Source organism: Motilimonas sp. 1_MG-2023, assembly GCF_030547455.1.
Lineage (GTDB): Bacteria > Pseudomonadota > Gammaproteobacteria > Enterobacterales > CBDFNC01 > Motilimonas.
Map to the genome: position 1 here is coordinate 15,112 of NZ_JAUOPX010000013.1, position 15,798 is coordinate 30,909.

General features: G+C 43.6%; 13 protein-coding genes and 10 tRNA genes. 4 read left to right on the plus strand and 19 right to left on the minus strand.

The genetic code is table 11. The annotated features are described in order from the left end of the window. Positions 1 to 41: 41 nt before the first annotated feature. From recR to Q4519_RS08935, 15 genes are all read right to left on the minus strand, one after another. Positions 42 to 644, minus strand: a complete 603-nt coding sequence (gene recR, locus Q4519_RS08865; RefSeq protein WP_232803790.1) for a recombination mediator RecR — start codon at positions 642 to 644, stop codon at positions 42 to 44. 17 nt (positions 645 to 661) lie between these two features. Further along, on the minus strand, positions 662 to 1,606 hold the full coding sequence (locus Q4519_RS08870) for an autotransporter domain-containing protein (RefSeq protein ID WP_303511677.1): 945 nt from the start codon (positions 1,604 to 1,606) through the stop codon (positions 662 to 664). Positions 1,607 to 1,691: 85 nt separating this feature from the next. Next, positions 1,692 to 1,767 (minus strand) — tRNA-Gly (locus tag Q4519_RS08875). Between the two features lie 273 nt (positions 1,768 to 2,040). After that, a tRNA-Leu gene (locus Q4519_RS08880) sits at positions 2,041 to 2,127 on the minus strand. A gap of 19 nt (positions 2,128 to 2,146) precedes the next feature. Further along, positions 2,147 to 2,220: transfer RNA gene (locus Q4519_RS08885), tRNA-Cys, on the minus strand. Between the two features lie 14 nt (positions 2,221 to 2,234). Beyond that, positions 2,235 to 2,310: transfer RNA gene (locus Q4519_RS08890), tRNA-Gly, on the minus strand. 121 nt (positions 2,311 to 2,431) lie between these two features. Next, a tRNA-Leu gene (locus Q4519_RS08895) sits at positions 2,432 to 2,518 on the minus strand. A 19-nt stretch (positions 2,519 to 2,537) separates the two neighbouring features. Then, a tRNA-Cys gene (locus Q4519_RS08900) sits at positions 2,538 to 2,611 on the minus strand. Between the two features lie 14 nt (positions 2,612 to 2,625). Then, positions 2,626 to 2,701: transfer RNA gene (locus Q4519_RS08905), tRNA-Gly, on the minus strand. Positions 2,702 to 2,898: 197 nt separating this feature from the next. Beyond that, positions 2,899 to 2,985 (minus strand) — tRNA-Leu (locus tag Q4519_RS08910). 21 nt (positions 2,986 to 3,006) lie between these two features. Then, a tRNA-Gly gene (locus Q4519_RS08915) sits at positions 3,007 to 3,082 on the minus strand. A 217-nt stretch (positions 3,083 to 3,299) separates the two neighbouring features. Next, positions 3,300 to 3,845 carry a CDP-diacylglycerol--glycerol-3-phosphate 3-phosphatidyltransferase gene (gene pgsA, locus Q4519_RS08920; RefSeq protein WP_232800578.1) on the minus strand — a complete coding sequence of 182 codons (546 nt, stop codon included), beginning with the start codon at positions 3,843 to 3,845 and terminating at the stop codon, positions 3,300 to 3,302. Positions 3,846 to 3,882: 37 nt separating this feature from the next. Further along, on the minus strand, positions 3,883 to 5,715 hold the full coding sequence (uvrC, locus tag Q4519_RS08925; protein WP_303511679.1) for an excinuclease ABC subunit UvrC: 1,833 nt from the start codon (positions 5,713 to 5,715) through the stop codon (positions 3,883 to 3,885). 81 nt (positions 5,716 to 5,796) lie between these two features. Beyond that, positions 5,797 to 6,441 (minus strand): UvrY/SirA/GacA family response regulator transcription factor, encoded by a 645-nt coding sequence (gene uvrY / locus Q4519_RS08930; protein WP_232800576.1) that lies wholly within the window; start codon positions 6,439 to 6,441, stop codon positions 5,797 to 5,799. Positions 6,442 to 6,675: 234 nt separating this feature from the next. Further along, a tRNA-Ser gene (locus tag Q4519_RS08935) sits at positions 6,676 to 6,766 on the minus strand. Between the two features lie 361 nt (positions 6,767 to 7,127). Here Q4519_RS08935 and Q4519_RS08940 point away from each other — a divergent pair. The 4 genes from Q4519_RS08940 to Q4519_RS08955 all read left to right on the plus strand — a co-directional run bounded on the left by Q4519_RS08940 (position 7,128) and on the right by Q4519_RS08955 (position 12,099). Continuing rightward, positions 7,128 to 7,784 (plus strand): Bax inhibitor-1/YccA family protein, encoded by a 657-nt coding sequence (locus tag Q4519_RS08940; protein ID WP_232800575.1) that lies wholly within the window; start codon positions 7,128 to 7,130, stop codon positions 7,782 to 7,784. Positions 7,785 to 8,000: 216 nt separating this feature from the next. After that, complete coding sequence (yccS, locus tag Q4519_RS08945) at positions 8,001 to 10,067, plus strand: YccS family putative transporter (RefSeq protein WP_303511682.1); 2,067 nt, start codon at positions 8,001 to 8,003, stop codon at positions 10,065 to 10,067. A gap of 34 nt (positions 10,068 to 10,101) precedes the next feature. Next, complete coding sequence (locus Q4519_RS08950) at positions 10,102 to 10,431, plus strand: TusE/DsrC/DsvC family sulfur relay protein (RefSeq protein WP_303511684.1); 330 nt, start codon at positions 10,102 to 10,104, stop codon at positions 10,429 to 10,431. Positions 10,432 to 10,461: 30 nt separating this feature from the next. Beyond that, the gene (locus Q4519_RS08955) at positions 10,462 to 12,099 is read left to right on the plus strand and encodes a mechanosensitive ion channel family protein (protein WP_232800572.1); all 1,638 of its coding nucleotides are present in this window, start codon (positions 10,462 to 10,464) and stop codon (positions 12,097 to 12,099) included. A 78-nt stretch (positions 12,100 to 12,177) separates the two neighbouring features. Here Q4519_RS08955 and serS read toward each other — a convergent pair whose 3' ends face one another. Genes serS through lolA form a run of 4 tightly spaced genes read right to left on the minus strand, consistent with a single transcriptional unit; the run spans position 12,178 to position 15,798 of the window. Then, positions 12,178 to 13,464: a serine--tRNA ligase gene (gene serS, locus Q4519_RS08960; RefSeq protein ID WP_303511687.1), complete on the minus strand. Its 1,287-nt coding sequence runs from the start codon at positions 13,462 to 13,464 to the stop codon at positions 12,178 to 12,180. Between the two features lie 9 nt (positions 13,465 to 13,473). Further along, positions 13,474 to 13,857: a fluoride efflux transporter CrcB gene (gene crcB / locus Q4519_RS08965; RefSeq protein ID WP_232800570.1), complete on the minus strand. Its 384-nt coding sequence runs from the start codon at positions 13,855 to 13,857 to the stop codon at positions 13,474 to 13,476. Then, a complete protein-coding gene (locus Q4519_RS08970; protein ID WP_232800569.1) occupies positions 13,850 to 15,178 on the minus strand; it encodes a replication-associated recombination protein A in 1,329 nt (442 codons plus the stop codon). Before Q4519_RS08970 ends, crcB begins: the two co-directional genes overlap by 8 nt. Next, the gene (lolA, locus tag Q4519_RS08975; RefSeq protein ID WP_303511690.1) at positions 15,178 to 15,798 is read right to left on the minus strand and encodes an outer membrane lipoprotein chaperone LolA; all 621 of its coding nucleotides are present in this window, start codon (positions 15,796 to 15,798) and stop codon (positions 15,178 to 15,180) included. The genes Q4519_RS08970 and lolA overlap by 1 nt, the downstream gene beginning before the upstream one ends.

A 15,798-nucleotide genomic window follows, 5' to 3' on the forward strand; every position in this document is an offset into this window, starting at 1 on the left:
CTTTTTTATTGGTTTGCTATCTCACATATCCGAGATTTAGTTTATTTAATAGAAATACGACCAGCAAAAGAATGAGACAACGTTGTACCATCAACAAGCTCTAATTCACCACCAACGGGCACACCATGAGCTATTCGGCTAACATTGATTTGCTGCTCTCGTGCTAACTCCGCAATATAGTAAGCCGTAGCCTCTCCTTCAACAGTAGGATTAGTAGCCAAAATCAACTCACTTATATTGCCTTTTGCTAATCGAGCCGCCAAGGTATCAAGACCAATATCGTTAGGACCAATGCCATCTAACGGAGAAAGATGCCCCATTAAGACAAAATAGGTACCTGAAAACTGCGCGGTTTGTTCAATGGCGAGCAAGTCTGCAGGGCTTTCAACCACACAAAGTTGGCCGTTTTGCTGCCTTTTTGGATTCTGGCATAAACGACAAATGTCATCTTCGGTAAAAGTTCGGCAGCTCTGACAGTGCCCGATATTATCGATAGCAGAAGCAAGCACATGGCTTAATTTACTCGCACCGCTGCGATTTTTATCCAGTAAGTAAAAAGCCATCCGCTGGGCTGATTTAGGGCCAACACCCGGTAAACACTGTAAGCTTTTTATTAATTCATCTAATAACGGGCTAAAACTCATAAAAGTACTGCTCCAATTTAAAAGCTCATGGCCAAGCCCAAGGCATAACCATCACTATTTTGACCGAACATATAGCGTAAAACCAATCTGGTACGGGTGATAAAAATATCGTAATCACTCGAATCTAGCTCTAGCCCCACCCCGGCAGAGCTCATATAATCAAAGCCTAATGCACCGCGTTGCTCACCTAAGAACTGTGTATGTGCTCCTTCAAGTACATAACGCAAGGGCTTATTAAGTAATTCATAACCTGTTGGCGCTCGGCGACGAAGATATAACGAGAGATTTTCAGCATTAGCTTGGCCCCTAGCGCCAGAAGCCGTAGATCCAAAGCTATTAAGCCTGATATAGCTATAACGCAACTCCGCATCAATATCTTGCCGCTCTGAAAATAATTCGTAATCCAACATTATCGACCCACCATAGCCATATGCGTTAAGTGAGCCTCCATCAATAAATGAAAGATCCAAGTCAGACTGATTATTGACATACCACCGAGCAATTTTAATATCGCTTACCACTCTTCCCAGAGATACATTAACTATCGGCCGCAATACCAAATTCTCATCAAGTTTGAAATCCCAGCCAACCCCGCCGCTAGCAGAAAGGCTATTCCACTTCAAAGGCAGTGTGCCGGTAACATTACCACTAGTTATCACAAACGTAGGATCGAAGCGGCTAAATGCCAAAGTCCCCTCTAAGTAAATCGGCACATCTTCACTTATGGTTGCACCACCACCCAATTGCGTCATCATAAGATCCGACGATTCAGGATTGTTTTGATCAATACTTAAGGTACTGGTAGTAACGTCAGGAACGACACTAAAGGACATCAAAGACAGCGCAGCATTAGCGCGTGCGATGATTTTATCATTCGAAATCTGGCTAACGGCATGGTCTGAAAAGATACATAGGTACAATAGCAGGTAAACTCTATTTGCTTTTTTTATCATGCCAACCATGGTTAACTCATCTGTACAGTTTGTTCGTACTGTATCGTTTCTCAAGACAAAAAAAAACCTGACTCAAGGTCAGGCTTTATCGATTTGGAGCGGTACACGAGGCTCGAACTCGTGACCTCAACCTTGGCAAGGTTGCGCTCTACCAGCTGAGCTAGTACCGCATCACATTTAGCTCATAATTTAGATAAGTCACAATATAGGTTGTGTCTCTCTACAATGCAGCTGAACTAATACCACATCACATTTAGCTCATAATTTAGATAAGTCACAACAAAGGTTACGTCTCTCTACAATGCGACTGAGCTAGTACCGCATCACATTTAGCTCATAGTTTAGATAAGTCACAACAAAGGTTGCGTCTCTCTACAATGCAGCTGAGCTAGTACCGCATCATAATCAACTCAATTAGAAGTTGAGTTAGACTTTAGAACTAATGGTGCCCGGGGCCGGACTTGAACCGGCACGCTCTTACAAGCGAGGGATTTTAAATCCCTTGTGTCTACCAATTTCACCACCCGGGCGACACTAAAACTGTAAATATGGAGGCGGAACCCGGAGTCGAACCGAGGTCGTCTGATTTGCAATCAGGTGCATGGCCACTCTGCCATTCCGCCATTTTGTATCAATTTGGAGCGGTACACGAGGCTCGAACTCGTGACCTCAACCTTGGCAAGGTTGCGCTCTACCAGCTGAGCTAGTACCGCATCACATTTAGCTCATAGTTTAGATAAGTCACAACAAAGGTTGCATCTCTCTACAATGCAGCTGAGCTAGTACCGCATCATAATCAACTCAATTAGAAGCTGAGTTAGCCTTTAGAACTAATGGTGCCCGGGGCCGGACTTGAACCGGCACGCTCTTACAAGCGAGGGATTTTAAATCCCTTGTGTCTACCAATTTCACCACCCGGGCGACACTAAAACTGTAAATATGGAGGCGGAACCCGGAGTCGAACCGAGGTCGTCTGATTTGCAATCAGGTGCATGGCCACTCTGCCATTCCGCCATATTGTATCAATTTGGAGCGGTACACGAGGCTCGAACTCGTGACCTCAACCTTGGCAAGGTTGCGCTCTACCAGCTGAGCTAGTACCGCATCACATTTAGCTCATAATTTAGATAAGTCACAACAAAGGTTGCGTCTCTCTACAATGCGGCTGAACTAATACCGCATCACATTTAGCTCATAGTTTAGATAAGTCACAACAAAAGTTGCGTCTCTCTACAATGCAGCTGAGCTAGTACCGCATCATAATTAACTCAATTAGAAGCTGAGTTAGACTTTAGAACTAATGGTGCCCGGGGCCGGACTTGAACCGGCACGCTCTTACAAGCGAGGGATTTTAAATCCCTTGTGTCTACCAATTTCACCACCCGGGCGACACTAAAACTTTAAATTTTTGGAGCGGTACACGAGGCTCGAACTCGTGACCTCAACCTTGGCAAGGTTGCGCTCTACCAGCTGAGCTAGTACCGCATCACATCTGTGTTCATTTCTTGGCAGCTGAACTTACTGTTTGTTTTATGTAACGGCCAAGTTACATGGGCCAACTCAGCTTGTTAATACTGCTTCGTTGCCGGATGTGCTGCGCATTCTAATGATTAAAACGAACCAGTCAACACACTTTTTTAAACTTTTTGATTGCTCGCCTATAATTTACGCAAAGCGAATATTTATTAGTCAAACAAGGACCTTATTGGGCACTCAGATCTTTCCAAGCAGCCGAAAGGTAGCTAAACATCGACCAAAAAGTCAACGCTGTCGCGATATACAATAGCCCAAGACCAAAATATTCCATCCACCCTGCTTGTTGCCATATAAGCGCAATAAGCGCCATCATCTGCGCCGCCGTTTTCCATTTACCAATTGATGAGACAGCAACATTAGCCCGCTTGCCTAACTCGGCCATCCATTCACGTAATGCCGAAATAATAATTTCACGGCTGATCATGGTCAGTGCAGGGATAGTCACCCAAAGTGAATTGTAATGCTCTACAATCACTACCAGTGCAGCAGCAACCATTACTTTATCTGCGACAGGATCTAAAAATGCACCAAACGCTGTTTGTTGTTTAAGTTTGCGCGCTAAGTAACCATCAAAATAATCGGTTACAGCTGCGAGCCAAAAAAAGAATGCAGCCCAAAATGCGGCATGCTCTATTGGAAGGTAATAGCATAAGACGAATACGGGAATCAGAAAAACACGAAAAGCAGTTAAAATATTGGGAATATTAATCATTATGGTTACAACGTTAAATTAGCGCATGGTCAGTCGGTTAATGGTGCAATGTATCATAGATCTTTTGCGCAAGCTCATGACTTATACCTGGGACACGAGCAAGATCATCCACCGATGCTTTTTTAACCTCATGCAATCCCCCTAAATAAGTTAAAATAGCTTGTCGTCGCTTAGGCCCAACACCAGCGATAGATTCAAGTGTACTCTGCTTTCTGGCCTTGTCGCGACGCTGGCGATGCCCTGTTATTGCAAAACGGTGAGACTCATCGCGAATATGTTGAATAAGGTGAAGTGCGGGTGAATCCCCGGCCATTTCAAGCTCTTCATGGGTTTGTCCCATAATCAAGCTCTCAAGGCCAGCCTTACGAGTCACGCCTTTTGCAATACCAATCAGTAAAGGCATTTTCTCAGTAAAATTTTCGCTAAAATCAGCCAATACAGCTTCCGCTTGAGCAAGCTGACCTAGGCCACCGTCAATAAATACGATATCGGGAATATTCTCTAAAGCCTGTACATCGCGAAAACGTCGTGTCAGCACTTGTTTCATAGCCGCGTAATCATCACCTGGCGTAATGCCAGTAATATTGAATAAGCGATAATCAGACTTCAACGGCCCTTCCCGATTAAACACCACTGATGAGGCAACGGTTTTTTCCCCCATCGTATGAGAGATATCGTAACACTCTATCCGCTTAATAGGCTGCTCTAAATCTAAAGCTTCTTGTAGTAAATAGAATCGCTGCAACATGGTGCTTTTATGGCTAAGTTGACTGGTCAGGGCCGACAGTGCATTGGTACATGCAAGACGTAAAAAGCCAGCCCTATCCGCTCGCACCTTCTCTGTTAGGACTACTTTGTATTTAGCAAACTCAGACAACGCAGCAGAGATCGCATTTTGCTCTTCTAATGCTTGGCTAATCAAGATCTGTTTAGGGATCACTCTTCCATTAGCACCAGACAAATAAAATTGACTGATAAAAGCAGTAAACACTTCGTCGGCTGAGCTAGCATTAGGCACTTTAGGAAAATAACTACGGCTGCCCAAAACTTGACCCTGTCTTATGAACAGTACATGAATACAGGCCATGCCATTTTGATAGGCAAAGCCAATCGCATCAAGCTGCTCCCCTGCTCCAGTAACACTTTGTTGTTCAGATACTTTACGCAAAGCTTGAATTTGGTCTCGAAAGCGCGCAGCTTGTTCAAACTCTAATCGATCACTCGCTTGCTGCATTTTCTCAATCATTTTCCCGATCACATCTTGGCTTTTACCTTGTAAAAACAAGGTCGCCAATTCTACTTGCTGCTGATATTCATCGTCCGAGACCATATTGGTACAAGGCCCTAAACAGCGCTTAAGTTGGTATTGCAAGCAAGGCCTTGAACGATTTCGGTAATAGCTATCCTCGCACTGACGCACGGGGAAAATTTTTTGCATTAAATGCAGGCTTTCACGCACTGCGCCACCACTGGGATAGGGGCCAAAAAATTGCCCTTTCGACTTTTTACTACCGCGATAGACCCCGAGACGAGGATGCTTATGATCGGTAATTACAATATAAGGATAGGATTTATCATCACGCAACAATACGTTATAGCGCGGCATGTATTTTTTAATGTAGTTATGCTCAAGGATCAGCGCCTCTGTTTCAGTATGAGTAACAGTGACATCAATCGAAGCAATGTTTTTAACTAAAACACGCGTCTTCTCATTATCCAGAGTAGAGCGAAAGTAGCTGCTAAGGCGATTTTTTAAATTTTTGGCTTTACCAACATAAATGACAGTTCGCGAGCTATCATACATACGATAAACCCCCGGCTGTTGCGTCACGGTTTTTAAGAAAGCAGCAGAATCAAATAGTTCGGTCATAACTTCACATATAAGGCTTAAAACAAAAAAGGTGCCCTCAGGCACCTAGTTCACAATCAAACATTACGCTTAAAATTGTATTTATAGGGTATCCGCATCTAACATACCATGGCGAATCGCTAAGTGGGTTAGCTCTACATCACCACTGATATCTAACTTATTGAATAAGCGATAACGATAGCTATTGACCGTTTTCGGACTTAGGCTCAATTGCTCCGAGATTTCTGTCACTTTCTGTCCCTTCGTAATCATCAACATAATTTGAAGCTCACGTTCAGATAAGTTTTTAAATGGGTTTTCATCATCCGGAGAAAAATGGGCTAGCGCCATTTGTTGTGCTATTTCTGGCGATAAATAACGCTGACCCGCATTTACCACGCGAATAGCATTAAGTACCTCATCTGGCGCGGCGCCTTTAGTTAGGTAGCCAGAAGCTCCCGCTTGCATCACTTTGGTCGGAAAAGGGTTTTCGGTATGAATAGTTAATACTACGATTTTGATATCGGGATTGTATCTTAAGATTTTACGGGTGGCTTCTAAACCACCAATACCCGGCATGTTCATATCCATTAGGATGACATCAGGATTATTATCCCTGCACCACTGCACTGCGGCTTCGCCACTTTGAGCTTCGCCCACAACCTTGATGCCACGAATGTCTTCAAGAATACGTCGGATCCCTGTTCTTACCAACTCATGGTCATCAACAAGAAATACGTTAATCAAGAGAATTACTCCGCAAAATACTGATAGACCGATTCGGAATTAAAGCGGTCTTTGCTCGATGATAACCAAACTAATCAAATTAAAAAACACAAAAGCAGCATATCGTGTACATATTTGCAAATTTGCAACACAACGCAAAGAAATGAATTTAAAATTGTAATAAGCAGCTGTTTTTATTGTTTTTTCGTAAGGTGTTGAAAGTGGTGATTGCAATGATATAGAAGAGGAAAGGAATGGCGGAGGAGGAGAGATTTGAACTCTCGGTGAGCTATTAACCCACGCCGGTTTTCAAGACCGGTGCATTCGGCCACTCTGCCACCCCTCCGCAGCGGGGCGCATAATACTGGATATAAACCTGTGATTGCAAATAAAAATTTATTTTTTTAATGCATTTTTTAAAAACGCTTAATTTAACATCGATAGTTCAGTTTTTTATGACAAAACCACTTTACCTAGGATAAACTAAAGCAACTGATATCTTATCATCGATAGTTCAACGAGTTAATTTGATCTAAAGTGTGATAATCTCAGTACTTGAAATAGTAGGGGTTAAACCCCATTTAATAATTATGTAGCATCGTACTCTTATTTGATGGTAAGACTAATGACTCATTAGCACCACAGGTACAGAGCACGACGTTCGATGCAAAGCAGATTCGTACAACATTTTTCATGAGGATTCAGCAATGAACCAATTTAGTCAAACTCAAACGGTTGAACGCGTCAGCGAAACCAACAAAGTGTTACGTAACACCTACTTCTTACTCGGTCTTACTTTAGCCTTTTCATCCATTGTGACTGCGGTTTCTGTAGCAATGATGGCTCCAGCTTTACCATGGTGGGGTATGTTAATCGGTGCTTACGGATTAATGTTCCTAACTGAAAAGAACCGCAACTCAAGCCTTGGTTTAGTGTTTGTTTTCTTATTTACCGGCTTTATGGGTTACACCTTAGGTCCATTGATTGGCATGTTCTTAGCTGCTGGCGCGGGTGAAACAGTAATGACAGCCCTTGGCGGTACTGCGTTAGCCTTTTTTGCAACTTCGGCCTACGCACTAACAACTAAACGTGACCTATCATTCTTAAACGGCATGATAGTGACAGGTTTTGTGGTATTGATTGTAGCCATGATCGCTAATTTTTTCCTAGCTATGCCTGCGCTTTCACTGGCAATCAGCAGCATGTTTATTTTGTTCTCTTCGGCGGTGATCATGCTAACCACGCAAAATATTATTCGCGGTGGTGAGACAAACTACATTTCAGCGACGGTTACTTTATATGTCTCTATCTACAATATCTTTGTTAGCTTACTGAGCATCTTAGGTATTGGTGGGGATGATTAATCTCTTTTAGATTAACGTTGGCTTAATCTAAATCATAAAAGCCCTAAAAAGCCCCTGCCATCAGGGGCTTTTTGTTTATGGATGTTTTACACTGACAGCAGTTTGATTTCATCGATACTTGGATAACTTTCCGCCCCTATGCAACCCTTAATCAACCTGCTCCAAGACCAGCTTCGGACACTCATTACGCACACCTACTTTCATGCAGGCGCGCGAGTGTTATGTGCCATCAGCTTTACACTGTTGCCTGCATTATTGTGGCAACAAACGGAATTATCACTCACTCTCGCACTGGGCGTGGTGGCCTGCGGTATCGCTGAAACTGACGATGCCAGCGTTAACCATTTAAAAAGCTTAGGGATCACTTTAGTCTGCTTCTTGATTGCGTCATTTTCAGTTGAGTTGCTTTATGCCACGCCAGCACTCTTTGTTATTGGCTTAGCCGGCTCTACTTTTATTTTTATCATGCTTGGCATTTTTGGCCAGAGATACGGTCAGATTGCCTTTGGCGCCCTAATTATTGCTATTTACACCATGATAGGTTACCAAAGTAACCACCCTTTCTATATTCAACCCTTAATGCTCACTGCCGGTGCCTTATGGTATGGGTTATTTTCACTTATGTGGGCATTTGCCTCGCCTTACCGCTCATTACATGAACAATTAGCCCAGCTGTACTTCAACCTAAGCCGTTATCAGCTGGAGAAATCACGCTTTTTTGGTAGTAATCAAACCGATTGGCTGGCGGTAAGGCAAAACCTCGTTGTGCAAAATATCAGCGTGGTGAACAGTCTCAATATTTGCAAAGATACACTCAATAACCGTTTGCACGACTCAGGCAAAAAAGAGCGTCTTGATTTGTTATTGCAGTATTACCTGATCGCACAGCAAATACATGAGCGGGTCACGGCCACGCATTATCAGTACAGTCAGTTAGAGAGTGCTTTTTCCGAAACCCAAATGACGCAAGGGTTCCACCAGTTAATTTCGCAATTATCTGAAGCCAGTCACCAGCTTGGGAAATGTATTTTAATGCGTAAGAGTTATACCGTGCCAGCATCATTAAGCTGGACGGTAAAAGCCCTGCAGGATCAACTTGAACACCTCAATAATAAGCACCATTTTGATACTTCGTTGTTTACCCCTTTATCTTTTGTACTCAAAAACTTAACGGGTATTCATCAGCTTTTATTAGAAGCCAGTGAAATCAGCCATACAGGCAGCCGCCTATTGGACGACGCTAAATTATCAACAGAGCCCAAAATAGCAACATGGGATCGTATTACGCACCACATTAAAAGTCGTTCAGCCATATTTAGACACGCGATTCGCATGAGCCTGTGTTTTGTTACTGGCTATTTGCTCTTACAATATTTAGATCTAGAGAAAGGCTATTGGGTGTTACTCACTTGTTTGTTTGTTTGTCAGCCCAGTTTTAGCGAAACGCGTAAACGCCTGATCCAACGTGTTATTGGCACCTTTATCGGGGTCGCGATTGGTTTTCCACTGCTTTACCTATTACCCAGCGTGTATGGCCAATTTTTTGTTTTAGCCCTATCGGCTTTTTTCTTCTTTACCTATTTGAAAACGAATTACAGCATTGCGGTTATTTTCATCACTATATTTGTAATGATGGTGTTTAACTTATTATCAGGTACTGGTTTAGAGGTGGTTTGGCCGCGAATTCAGGAAACCGTATTAGGCAGTGTACTTGCCGTATTAACCGTGAGTTTTATTTTGCCACAATGGCAGTACAAGCGCATTCCAAGCCTGCTGTCATTGTCATTACACGCTAATTTGAATTACTTTGAACACGTAGTTGAGCAATATCATAATGGTAAACATGAGTCCCTGCCCTATCGTATCGCGCGCCGCGATGCGCATATTGCCGACATTAATTTGGCCAGCGCTTGGCAAAATATGCTGATAGACCCAGGTTCAAAGCGCAAACTGGTTAAAGAAAGCTATGCCCTTACTAATCGCAATAATGCTTTATTAGCTTATATCTCAGCGTTAGCAGCACACCGTGCGCCTTTTAGTGAACTAGAAACGCGGCCCGATCTCGCGCCAATTTTGACCTTAACTAGGCAAGCACTGAATAAAGCCATTCAAAGTATTGAAACACCCGATTGTGGTCACACTGAAATAGAGGCACAATTACCGCCATTAAAAATCACCGAACTGACTCCTGAACAACTGTCGATCGTGCAGCAGCTGCAATTAATTGCCAACACGGCAACGGATATTCAAGCACTTGCTTGCAATATCACTCAGGTAAAATAAGTCAGAACGGTTTATTGCAAGTAAAGAGAAAATTATGTACATCATTAATGGCGAAACCATAGCAACTGACAAACAAGGCTACTTACTTGATCTTAACTTGTGGTCAAAACCATTAGCCGAACAAATTGCCGAACAAGAAAGTATCAACATGACCGAAGCGCATTGGGAAGTGGTATTGTTTGTCCGTGAGTTTTACCTTGAGTTTAATACCTCACCCGCTGTTCGAGCATTGGTCAAAGCCATGGCAAACAAATTTGGCCCTGAAAAAGGCAACAGTCGCTATTTATTCAAGCTGTTTCCACAAGGTCCAGCCAAGCAAGCGACTAAAATTGCAGGCTTACCCAAACCAGCTAAATGTCTATAGCCCCTCGTTAAGTTCACTTTGGAGTCACCAATGAGACCTTATTTATCCATTGCTTTCTTGTTACTACTACTTGGCTTCTCAAATATTGGCTTTGCATCGAGTTTGAGCGAACAACTCGAGCATATCGCGCAAGCACAAGAAGCGCTTAAATCTGAACAATCTAAGCTGGCTCAGTCGCATCAAGAAGAACGCTTATACTTTGAAGATGTAGTACAACGTCAGAATCAGAAACTAAGAAAGGATCTTGCAAGCATCATCAATCAATATGGCAAAAGCCATCAAGATGAAGTTGCCCCCTATATTTTTGCGCAATTGGCTTTTTTAAACCAAGCGCTTGAGTTAACAAAAGCTGAGCTCACCGACTCACTAAAGCTAGGGGAACAAAGTCAAGGGGAAGACAAGGCTGAACTGACCCATGTATCACAAGAGTTGTTTAATGTGATCGATGGACATTATCTAGCACTATCGGATACTTTCGCTTGGGCCATTCAGCTTGACCTAGATGTGGCGAAAGAGCTACACACATTTAAAATAGAATTAGACGGACGAGCAAAATTATTAAGTAACATGCTCCGTTTTTTTACTAAACGACAAGCTGATTTGAAAGCACGATTAGACTCTGCCGTCGAAAGTGATAAAGCCCCCATCCAGCAATCATTACAAACCCTTACCGACAACAACTATTGGTTAGTCAATAACCTTGAAAATACTGTCAATATCATGGACCGATACCAGCTAGATACTTCTGAATACAAGCAGCTCATATTCAGTATTACTGGCGCAATAACGGTTGATGTACTGGACCTAAATGTAGTTTCAGGACTGGCTCAGCAATGGCTTGGTAGTTTGAAGTCTTGGGCATTAGAGCATACCCCTACCCTAGTCATGCGACTGTTGCTCTTTGGGCTTATTCTGGTTGTGACCAGAAGCATTGCCCGTTTAGTAAAGAAAGCAGTCAAACGCAGCGTGTCACATTCAACCATGAAATTTAGCGTACTCATGCAAGAATTTTTCATAAACTTATCCGCTAAAATTGTTTATGTGTTCGGCATCATGGTTGGTATTTCTCAGCTTGGTGTTGAGTTAGGCCCACTTTTAGCTGGCTTTGGCGTTGCAGGTATTGTAATTGGCCTTGCCTTGCAAGACACGCTGTCTAACTTTGCTTCCGGTATGATGATCTTAATTTACCGCCCATTTGACGTGGGCGACTACGTTGAAGTGGCGGGCGGTGTACGCGGCAACGTTAGTCATATGAGCTTAGTATCAACGACCATAAAAACTATCGATCACCAGCGTCTTATCATACCGAATAATAAGATTTGGGGAGATACCATCAATAATATTTCGGCTGAACACTTTCGTCGCGTGGATATGCTCTTTGGTATTGGCTACGGCGATGATATTCGTAAAGCAGAAGCGGTGTTAACCGAGATCTTAGAAGCCCATCCTGCTGTACTAAAAGATGATGCTCACCCATATATGGTTAAAGTGCACGCATTAGGTGAATCTTCCGTCGATTTTGCAGTTCGTCCTTGGGTTAAAAATGAAGACTACTGGAATGTTTACTGGGACGTTACTCGCTCCGTTAAGCTGCGTTTCGATGAAGAAAAAATAAGTATCCCCTTCCCGCAACGAGACGTTCATATCTATCAGCATAATGAAGCGTAAGCTTGCAAAGTTAATATAAAAATGCCGCTCAATTGAGCGGCATTTTTATTGCTTATTTATGTTTGTTAGCCAAACAATTTAACCGAGATGAGTCAGTCCACCCATGTAAGGCACTAGCACAGCTGGCACTTCGATACGGCCATCGGCCATCTGGTAATTTTCTAACACCGCAACCAAAGTGCGCCCAACCGCTAAACCAGAGCCATTTAAGGTATGGATAAGTTCAGGCTTTTTCGCGCCTTCTGGACGAAAACGTGCTTGTAAACGACGCGCTTGGAAATCACCCACGTTAGAGCAAGATGAAATTTCACGATAGGTGTTTTGCGCCGGTAACCATACTTCTAAATCAAACGTTTTAGTTGCGCCAAAGCCCATGTCACCAGTACATAGCGCCATTACGCGATACGGCAAGCCTAGCTTTTGCAATACGGCTTCCGCATGACCGGTTAACTCATCTAACGCTGCAAAGCTCTGCTCAGGATGCACTAATTGCACCATTTCAACTTTGTCGAACTGATGCTGACGAATTAAACCACGGGTATCGCGGCCGTAAGAGCCCGCTTCACTACGAAAACACGGTGTGTGCGCCGTCATCTTAATGGGTAAATCAGATTCAGCGTAAATCGTATCGCGCGACATGTTTGTGAGCGGCACTTCAGCTGTTGGGATCAAAGATAAACCTTGGCCTTCTTCTGTCGCTGGCTGGGTATGGAAAAGATCGCCACCAAACTTAGGCAACTGACCGGTGCCATATAAGCTGTCAGCATTGACTAAGTAAGGCACGTACATTTCAGTGTAACCGTGTTCGGTGGTATGCAGATCCAACATAAACTGGGCCAGTGCACGGTGCATACGGGCAATTTGTCCCTGCATCACAATGAAACGAGAGCCGGTGATTTTAACGGCTGCAGGAAAATCTAACCCACCCAAGGCTTCGCCTAAATCAACGTGATCTTTAACTTCAAAATCATAAGCCTTTGGCTCACCCCAACGGCGAACTTCAAGGTTTTTAGTCTCATCTTTACCGACAGGCACCGACTCATGAGGTAAATTAGGAATACTTAATGACAGCTCATTAAGTTCAGTCATCAATGCAGTTAGTTGCTCTTTAGCCGCATCAAGCTCTGCACCGAACTTATTCATTTCAGCGCGTAGAGGTGCAATGTCTTCACCCCGTTTGGCGGCAGCACCGATAGATTTGGATCGACTGTTACGCTCAGCTTGTAGATTCTCAGTGCGAACTTGTAGCTCTTTACGTTGATTTTCTAATGCATTGAGCTTTTCAACATCAAGTTCATAACCGCGTGAGGCCAATTTAGCCGCAACTTCGTTTAAATCACCACGCAAAAATTTAGGATCTAACATGCTTAACCTTTAACTTTTTATTATTAATTGGGTGCCGATCCACGCAGCGATAATACAAATCACCACATTGATAACGACATTTAATACGGCTTTGATTAGCTCACCTTGTTGGATGAGCAATAAACTGTCCATGGAAAACGTGGAAAACGTGGTTAACGCACCGAGTAGGCCAACGCCAATTAACTGTTTCCAAGGATTGGTATTGAGAATATTTTGCTCTAATAAAGCAAAGATAATCCCCATTAACAATGAGCCAATCACATTGACTATCAGTGTACCAAAAGGGAAGCCCTTTCCAAAAGTAGCAAGGGCCCAATTACTGATAAGAAAGCGCAAACACGCCCCTGTCGCGCCACCACACGCAACAAATGCCAGTGCTGTGTAATTAGTCATAGCGTTTGTTCTCACTTAATTGGTCTTGCTCGCGCAGCCAATTAAGCTTATCTGAAATTTGTTTTTCCAAGCCGCGCTCGGTTGGAAAGTAATATTGTTGATGAGCGAGTGAGTCCGGGAAGTAGTTTTCACCTGCGGCATAAGCATTAGGTTCATTATGAGCATAGCGATACTCTGCGCCATGCCCTAACTCAGCGAGTAGCTGGGTTGGCGCATTACGTAAATGTACTGGTACAGGCGCATCGCCATGTTCTTTGGCATCACGAAGGGCCGCTTTAAACGCGTTATAAACAGCATTACTTTTTGGTGCACAAGCCAGATAAACAATGGCCTGTGCAATCGCGCGCTCACCTTCAGCAGGGCCAACGCGACTAAAACAATCCCAGGCTGACACCGCGACTTGCATGGCACGTGGATCGGCATTTCCCACATCTTCTGATGCAATAGCTAAACAGCGCCGCGCAATATACAAAGGATCGCACCCTGCTGTTAACATCCGTGCATACCAATAAAGTGCAGCATCAGGCGCAGAGCCGCGAATGGACTTGTGCAAGGCAGAGATTAAATCAAAATAGATATCGCCTTGCTTATCAATGCTGGCCAATGGCCTACCCGCCACCGCTTTGAGTAAATCCTCAGTCAATCGTTTCTCGCCATTGACTAAGTCGGCCATATCAACCATCAATTCAATAAAATTAAGGACTTTACGGCCATCGCCACCCGCTAATTGAACCGTCTTTTCCGCCAAACCATCAGCTAGCGTGACCGACACATCGGTAAAACCTTGCTTAACAGCACGCTCTATCATGGCTAATAAGTCAGTTGTTTCGAGCTTTTTTAACACATAAACACGGGCTCGCGAGAGCAGTGCGTTATTGAGTTCAAACGAGGGATTTTCTGTGGTGGCACCAATAAAAGTAATGGTGCCATCTTCAATGTAAGGTAAAAAACCATCTTGCTGACTTTTATTAAAGCGATGCACCTCATCGACAAATAACAAGGTACGTTGGCCCTGTTGACCATTTTGCTGCGCGCGCTCAATAGCAGCGCGAATATCTTTTACCCCTGACGTAACCGCCGACAAACGCTCAACCTTTGCGTCACAATATTGAGCAGCTAACTCGGCCAAGGTCGTTTTCCCTGTACCCGGCGGTCCCCACAAGATCATAGAATGACAAAAGCCCGCTTCAAGGGCTTTTCTTAAGGGTTGCTCGGGGCCGATGATATGTTGCTGGCCAACATAATGCTCAAGGCTCGTTGGCCGCATCCGCGCCGCCAACGGCCTAAAGTCAGGCGCAAAATTAAGACTTAAGTTATCCATTAACGCTGGTCGTCAACCTCAACCCCTTCCGGGATGACAAATTCGAAGTCGCTGTCTTTAAATGTATTTTTCGAGTTAAATTCGGTTAGCACAAACTGACTGGTTTGGCCTTGGCGCTCTTTAATGCTAAAACCGATCAGTTGATCTTTTTGATTAAACTTCATGGTAAATTCAGCAATACTGGCTTGCTCATCCTTTGGCTTAATAACAAATTCTTGCTGTTTAGCCACAACCTCGTATTGCTGCCAGACAGCTTTATCGGTCGATGCCAATAATAGAAAAGGCGTCCCCGCAACGGCGTCGGCTTGATCGAGCAAAGTGACTTGCTCAACAAATGGGCTGTAAACCCACACCGTATTACCATTTGACAACACTAACTCTTCATCAGGCATCAATACTTGCCAACGAAATTTATCCGGATGGGCAACGTTAAGCTCTCCTGATGCTTCTTGGATCACTTTTCCATCTAAATCTAATACTTGCTGCGAAAAGTTAGCTGAGAACTGCGATACTTTATGTAGCTTCTGCTGTAGATCTTGCGCGGCATCGGCCCACACTGAGCTTGAAAACAACATCAATGAGGTGAAGCCTGATGTTAATAATAACGATAATTTGTTCAT